This window comes from Streptomyces sp. NPDC045701 (genome assembly GCF_056432045.1).
Genome location: NZ_JBWKJV010000045.1, coordinates 23,310 through 30,038 on the forward strand (window position 1 = coordinate 23,310; position 6,729 = coordinate 30,038).

Sequence of the window (6,729 nt, forward strand, 5' to 3'; positions counted from 1 at the left end):
TCAGGCGGGGGAGAGGGTGAGCAGGGCGGTGGCGTTGGCGCCGCGGACGGCGTGGAAGTCGGCCTCGGCCAGGTCGGCCGCGCGCAGCGCGCCGACGGGGTCGTCGGATCCCATGTCGAAGGGGAAGTCCGAGCCGAGCAGCACCCGGTCCGCCCCGGCCGCTTCCACCAGGGCCCGCAGTACGGCCGGGTCGTGCACGAGCGAGTCGAAGTACAGGCGCTTCAGGTAGCTGCTGGGCGGCTGCGCGCAGCCGGCGGAGGCGTCGGTCCGGGCCCGCCAGGCGTGGTCGCTGCGCCCGATGTGGGTGGGCAGGTAGCCACCTCCGTGGGCCGCGACGATCTTCAGCCCGGGGTGCCGGTCGAGGACGCCGGAGAAGATCAGGTGGGAGAGGGCGACGGCGTTCTCGGTGGGCTGGCCCACGGTGTTGGACAGGTACCACCGGTCGAGGCGCTCGTCGAGGGTGCAGCCGAACGGGTGGAGGAAGACGATCGCCCCGGTCTCCTCGGCACGCGCCCACAGCGGCTCGTAGGCCGGATCGGACAGTTCCCGGCCGGGGGCGTAGCTGGAGATCTCCACGCCGGTGAGCCCCTGCTCCAGAGCGTGGTCGAAGGCGGGCACGAGCTGATCGGGATGCTGCAGCGGAACCAGTCCCAGGCCCCTCAGCCGGTCGGGCGCGGCCGCACAGTGTGCGGCGGTCGCCTCGTTGGTCAGCCGGTAGACCTTCTCGGCCGTGTCCGCGTCCGCCCAGTAGTGGTAGTGCGACGGCGAGGGGCTGACGAGCTGTACGTCGACGCCTTGGGCGTCCATCCGGGCGAGCCGGACGGCGGGGTCGGTCAGGGCCGGGATTCGGTCGCGGACCATGGGGCCGCTGACGGCGAGTGCGTCGGGTCCGTTACGACGGGCGTCGAGGGCCTTGGCGTCGGCGTGCCCGGGGCGGCCGGCGACGAGGGCGTCGATCTGGGGCAGCAGGACGTGGGCGTGGACGTCCACGGTGGGCGCGGTCACGGCAGCTCCCTGAGCATGGTCATGGTGCGGGCCATGAGCCCGGGCACGTCGGCGTCGCGGACGCCGTCGAGTTGCCACTGGCCGATCTGGACGGACGCCTCCACGACCGGGCGGACCCGGATGATCCGACGGTCGTAGTAGGCCTGGAGCAGCTCCTCGTCCCAGGTGTCGGAGGCGGTGAGCATCTGCGCGAGGACCCAGGCGTCCTCCAGGGAGAGTGCGGCACCCTGGGCGAGCGTGGGCGGGCAGCAGTGAGCGGCGTCTCCAACGAGAACGACCCGCCCACGATGCCAGGAGCCTTCGACGAGCAGGCGGTCGAACCAGGTGTAGTTGACCTTCGAGGGGTCCGTGATCGTGGAGGTGATCTCCGGCCATGCACCGCCGTAGGCCGAGGCGAGGCGGACCATCTCTTCGCCGTACGTCTCGACGGGTATGGAGGAGCGGTCGCGGTTCTTCTCGACGACGTACGCGTAGAGCGTGGTGTCGCTGGTGGGGCAGTAGCCGGCGATGAACGCCGGGCCGCCGTAGGCGAGGTCGGTGCGCTGGACCCCGACGGGCCGTGGGGCGGCGACGCGCCAGATGGCCATGCCGGTCGGTTCGGGCTTGTCGGTGATCCCGATCTGGGCGCGGGTGGCCGAGCCCAGACCGTCGGCGGCGACGACGAGGTCGTAGCGGTGCTCGCCGCCGTCGCTCAGCCGGACGGCGACGCCGGACGCGTCCTGACCCACGATGGTGGCGGTCGTGCCGAGGCGGACGGTCGCGCCGCTGGCGCGGACCGCGTCGATCAGGATCTGCTGCAGCTGCGGGCGCTGCATGCCGACGGTGGCCGGCAGGTCGTCGCCGCCGGTGCGCAAGTCGCGCTGGACGTGCAGGACGTCGCCGCCGGGGGTGGTGATGCCGACGGACCCGAAGGGAAATCCGGAGGCCTTGACCTGCTCCCAGACGCCGAGCTCGCGCAGCACGCGCAGGGCGTTGCCCTGAAGGGTGATGCCGGAGCCGGCGGTGGCGTTCCAGTCGTCCTTTGCCTCGACGAGGTCGACGTCGATCCCGGCGCGGCGCAACAGGATCGTGGCGGTGTTACCGGCCGCTCCTCCACCGATGACCAGGACTCTGCGGGGTGTACTGCTCATGGGGAACTCCCTTGTTCCACGGGTTGGGTTGGCCCCGGGACTACTTGACGGCGACGGGGTTGACGGGGGACCCGACGGCGCCGGTGATGGGCAGGGGGGCGGCGGTGAGCCAGAACTCGTACACGCCGTCGGTCGCGCAGTCCTCGGCGAGGGCCTCGAAGTCCCACATCTCGCCGATGAGCAGGCCGATGTGCGGGATGACGACCTGGTGGAGCGGCTGGAAGGCGTGGTCGAACTCGTTGGGCCGCACCTCGAAGCCCCAGGTGTCGGTGGCGATCGCGGTGATCTCGCTGCTGTGGAGCCAGGACGCGGTGGTGAACGACAGGCCGGGGGCGGCGCCGCCCGCGTAGTCGCCCCAGCCGTTTCGCCGTACGCGCGCGAGCTGACCGGTCCGTACGAGGACGATGTCGCCGCGTCCGACGGTGACGCCGTGGGCGTCGGCGGCGGCCGTCAGGTGCTCCTGGGTGATCGCGAAGCCGTCGGGGAGTTCGCCGTCCTCGCCGGCCGTGCGGCCGACGTCGAGGAGGACCGCGCGTCCGGCGATGTGCGGGGCCATGTGCTCGATGCCGGTGATCTGGTCGCCGTCGGAGGTGACGACCTGTTCGGCCGGGCGCCCGTTCCACGCGAGGCCGTGGTCGAAGATGTGACCCAGGCCGTCCCACTGGGTGGAGCACTGGAGCGGCATCGCGATCACGTCGTCGGCGCCGCCGATGCCGTGGGGGAGCCCCTGGTTGCCCAGGGCCGCGTCCGTCCCGGTGTCGAGCATGGTGTGGACGGGGTTGGTCCGGCGCCGCCAGCCCTTCTGTGGGCCGTCGATGTCGAAGCGCTGCGAGAGTGAGAAGCTGACGCCTCGCCGGACGAGGGCGGCGCCTTCGCGGCGCTTGGCCTCGTCGAGGAAGTTCACGGTGCCGAGGCGGTCGTCCTGGCCCCAGCGGCCCCAGTTGGAACACGCCTTCGCGGCCTGGGCGATCGCGCCCTCGGGGTCGGCGCGGTTCACGCCTGCTCCGCGACACATCGCGTGCGCTGCGTGCCCAGGCCGGTGATGGTGGACTCCATCACGTCGCCATCGCGCAGCAGCCGACCCCAGTGCATGCCGTTGCCGGCGGGCGAACCGGTGAGCACGAGGTCGCCGGGCAGGAGCCGAGCCGACTGGGAGGCGTACGCCACCATCCGCGCGACGTCGAAGATCATGTCCTTGGTGGACTCGTCCTGCATGACCTCGCCGTTGAGCTTCAGGGTCAGCTGGAGGTCGCCGGTGTCGCCGACGGATTCGGCAGGCACGATCCACGGGCCCAGCGGGGTGAACCCGGGGGCGTTCTTGCTGCGCAGCCAGTCCGTGCCGATCTGCGGCATGTCACGGCGGAACACCGTCGCCCGGTCGGTCAGGTCGTTGGCGATGGTGTAGCCGGCGACGCACTCCAAGGCCTCTTCCACCGAGACCCGGTACGCGGGGCGGCCGATCACCGCAGCCAACTCCAGTTCCCAGTCGGGCTTCTCCGCCCACGTGGGCAGCGTGACGTCGTCGTAGGGACCAGTGATCGCGCTGGGCAGGCCGATGAACACGTACGGCAGGTCATCGGCGGCCCGCCGGTCCATGATCTCGGCCGCCTCGGCCCGTCGCTCCTCCTCGGAGCGCTCGTCGCCCGGCGCCCGGTGGGCGACGTGCAGGTCGATGACGTGCTGCCGGTAGTTGGCCCCCGACTGGAAGACCTGCCGGGGCTCGACGGGGGCGAGGACCCGGAACTCCGACAGAGGGTGCCGGGCGGGCTCCGGGCCGGCGGCGAGTGCACGCAGCCGGGGGAGAACGGCCGGCCATCCCTCCAGCAGGTCCCGCATGGTCAGGGCCGGGTCGGCCAGGGCCTCCCGCAGGTCCAGGACCTGCCCTTCGTTGTCGACGAGGGCGGGGAATGCCAAGCCGTCAGAGGCCGAAAGAGTGCCGAGGGCGAAAGGCCCGGCGAAAAGATCAGAAGCGGATTGAGGTTTCACCGACATGTCCTCCTGATTGCGATGGGACTAATGTGGACCCGCAACATGTGATCAGGGAAATCGATTCCATGGATAATCTTCATCGACACAGCAAATAGTGCTTGATCGCACTGCTCTCAGAAGGGGCTCCGTACCGTGAACCTGGCCCGCCTCGACCTCAACCTCGTCGTCGCGCTCCGCGCCCTCCTCGAAGAACGCAACGTCACCAGGGCCGGGCAGCGCGTGGGCCTGAGCCAGCCGGCGATGAGTGCCGCACTGGCCCGGCTGCGCCGACACTTCGGTGACGAGCTCCTCGCCCGCGAAGGGAGCCAGTACGAGCTCACCGCCCTCGGCCAGGTCCTGCTGGACCGCACCGCCACCGCCTACGACGTCCTCGAACGCCTCTTCACCAGCCAGGCCTCCTTCGACCCGGCCACCGAGACCCGCGAGTTCCGCATCATCGCCTCCGACTACGCCGTCGATGTCTTCGGCGTCGAGCTCGCCCGCGTCATCCACGAAGAGGCCCCCGGCATTCGCCTGCGGTTCACCCGCACCCCCATCACCGTCGTCGACGACACCGCGAGCCTGCTCAGCGCCACCGACGGCCTCCTGATGCCCCACGGCGTCATCAGCGACTTCCCCGCCACCGACCTCTACGACGATCGCTGGGTCTTCGTCGTCGCCGACGACCACCCCAGCATCGAAGACCGCCTCAGCCGCCAGGACCTCGCCCGGCTGCCCTGGGTCACCTATCAGCGCACCTACGACGCCCCCGCCGTACGCCAGCTGGGCATGCTCGGCATCGATCCGCGCGTCGAGGTCTCCGTCGACAGCTTCCACGCCCTGCCTGCCCTCGTCGCGGGCACCCGCCGCATCGCCCTCGTGCAGGCCCGCCTCGCACATCGTCTCGCCCCCCTCGGCGGAGTACGCGTACTCGAGCCCCCCTACGAAGCCGTTCCCCTCCGTGAGGCCCTGTGGTGGCATCCGGTCCACACCCACGACGCGGCCCACATCTGGCTCAGGGAGACTGCCGCCAGGGTCGGTCGGCGCATCGCCGACACGCAGCTCTGACGTCTTCCTGCACACCCTCCGGCATGGGGGTGTCACACGGAGCCACTCCGCGATGAAGTATCCATCCGGTGGATCGGAATCATCGTTAAACCGGATGACATAGGGGGTAGGCACCACGCCCACCGGCACGCATAGTCGAGGGCACCTCCGCCCCGGTCTCCGCACTGTTCTGGTGCCTCATCGCGACCGCGCGCAGTCTCCGCCCCTCTCCCGCCCTGGAGTGCTCTGATGCCCGCTCCTGCCGCACTACCCGCCAACGACCACGACACGGCTCCCGCCGGGCGCCTTCCCGCCGTCGTGCTCATGGCCGGCAGTTGTCTGCCCGTCCTCGGGGTGGTGCTCCTCGCCCCCGTGCTGCCCCGCATGCAGGACCACTTCGAGGGCGTGCCGGGCAGCGCGGCACTGGTACCCGTCGTCCTTACCGTCCCCGCGCTCGCCCTCGCCCTGCTCGCCCCCTTCGCGGGCATGATCGTCGACCGGCTGGGCCGCAAGCACCTGCTCGTCGTCGCCACTGGTCTCTACGCAGTGTTCGGGATGGCACCCCTCTGGCTGGACTCCCTTCATGCCATCCTGATCAGCCGCGTCCTCGTGGGGGTGACGGAAGCGGCGATCATGACCGTCTGCACCACCCTCATCGGCGACTACTACAGCGGCGAGCTGCGCGACCGCTACCTCGCCCTCCAGACCATGTGTGCCTCTGCCTCGGCCACGGTCTTCTTCGTCCTCGGCGGCGCGCTCGGAGCCGCCGACTGGCGCGCCCCCTTCTGGCTGTACGCCGTGGGCCTGCTCCTCGCGCCCGTCATGGCCCGTGTCCTGCCCGTCTCCCAGCCGCCGAAGCGAGGCGACACCGCCGGCAAGCAGTCCACGCCGCGCCCGTTCCCCGTTCGCCGTATGGCGGGGATCTGTCTCCTCACCGTCTTCGGCGCCGTCGTCTTCTACACCGTTCCCGTCGAGATGGCTTACCTCCTGGACGACCTGGGCACCGACTCCACTGGCACCATCGGCGCCGTCACCGCCGTGGCCAGCGCCGCCACCGTCCTCGGCTCCGTCCTCTTCACCCGTCTCTCCCCGGACCGCCGCCACCGGATCCCGCTGCTGCTCGCTCTCTGTGCGGTCGGCTTCCTGCTCATGGGCCTCGCCGACAGCCTGCCCCTTCTCATCGCCGGCGCGATCGTCAACTGCGTCGGGACCGGCATGCTGCTGCCCTCGCTGGTTACCCGGGCCATGTCCCTACTGGAATTCGCCGACCGCGGCCGCGGCATGGGCCTGTGGACCGCGGCCTTCTTCCTCGGCGAGTTCCTCTGTCCTCTGGTGCTCCTCGCGGGCAAGGGGCCGGCGGGCAGCCTCGCCTCCGCCGTCGCCCTTCTCGGGGTGACCACCGCCGTCCTCGCCGCCGCGATCCTCCTGACCGCTCGCCGCCCCGCTCCCGCGGGCTCGCCGGAAAGTGTGCAGCAGTGATCAGGGCTAGTGTCCTGCGCCGGGAATTCGTTGGATTAGTAAGCTGTCTCCATGGCGAAGATGGGGCGGCCGATGGCCGAGCTGGTGTTGTCGGAGGATG

General features: G+C 70.7%; 6 protein-coding genes. 2 read left to right on the plus strand and 4 right to left on the minus strand.

What is annotated here, in order from left to right; all coding sequences use genetic code 11:
• From AC07DW_RS28840 to AC07DW_RS28855, 4 genes are read right to left on the minus strand one after another with little or no spacing between them, the layout of a single operon-like run.
• Entirely contained in the window at positions 1-1,005 is a 1,005-nt protein-coding gene (locus tag AC07DW_RS28840) for an amidohydrolase family protein (RefSeq protein ID WP_478860609.1), read from the minus strand.
• Positions 1,002-2,135, minus strand: a complete 1,134-nt coding sequence (locus AC07DW_RS28845; RefSeq protein WP_478860610.1) for an FAD-dependent oxidoreductase — start codon at positions 2,133-2,135, stop codon at positions 1,002-1,004. Before AC07DW_RS28845 ends, AC07DW_RS28840 begins: the two co-directional genes overlap by 4 nt.
• Positions 2,136-2,175: 40 nt before the next feature.
• Complete coding sequence (locus AC07DW_RS28850) at positions 2,176-3,132, minus strand: cyclase family protein (protein ID WP_478860611.1); 957 nt, start codon at positions 3,130-3,132, stop codon at positions 2,176-2,178.
• On the minus strand, positions 3,129-4,127 hold the full coding sequence (locus AC07DW_RS28855; RefSeq protein ID WP_478860612.1) for a fumarylacetoacetate hydrolase family protein: 999 nt from the start codon (positions 4,125-4,127) through the stop codon (positions 3,129-3,131). The genes AC07DW_RS28850 and AC07DW_RS28855 overlap by 4 nt, the downstream gene beginning before the upstream one ends.
• 129 nt (positions 4,128-4,256) lie before the next feature.
• Here AC07DW_RS28855 and AC07DW_RS28860 point away from each other — a divergent pair, with 129 nt between their 5' ends.
• Together AC07DW_RS28860 and AC07DW_RS28865 are read left to right on the plus strand one after the other, a co-directional pair.
• On the plus strand, positions 4,257-5,171 hold the full coding sequence (locus AC07DW_RS28860; protein ID WP_478860613.1) for a LysR family transcriptional regulator: 915 nt from the start codon (positions 4,257-4,259) through the stop codon (positions 5,169-5,171).
• Between the two features lie 228 nt (positions 5,172-5,399).
• Positions 5,400-6,629: an MFS transporter gene (locus AC07DW_RS28865; RefSeq protein WP_478860614.1), complete on the plus strand. Its 1,230-nt coding sequence runs from the start codon at positions 5,400-5,402 to the stop codon at positions 6,627-6,629.
• Positions 6,630-6,729: the final 100 nt, after the last annotated feature.

Bases quoted from the DNA above. Each gene is read 5' to 3' on its own strand.
- AC07DW_RS28865 (WP_478860614.1), top strand. From the start codon at position 5,400: ATGCCCGCTCCTGCCGCACTACCCGCCAACGACCACGACACGGCTCCC.
- AC07DW_RS28845 (WP_478860610.1), bottom strand. From the start codon at position 2,135: ATGAGCAGTACACCCCGCAGAGTCCTGGTCATCGGTGGAGGAGCGGCC.
- AC07DW_RS28855 (WP_478860612.1), bottom strand. From the start codon at position 4,127: ATGTCGGTGAAACCTCAATCCGCTTCTGATCTTTTCGCCGGGCCTTTC.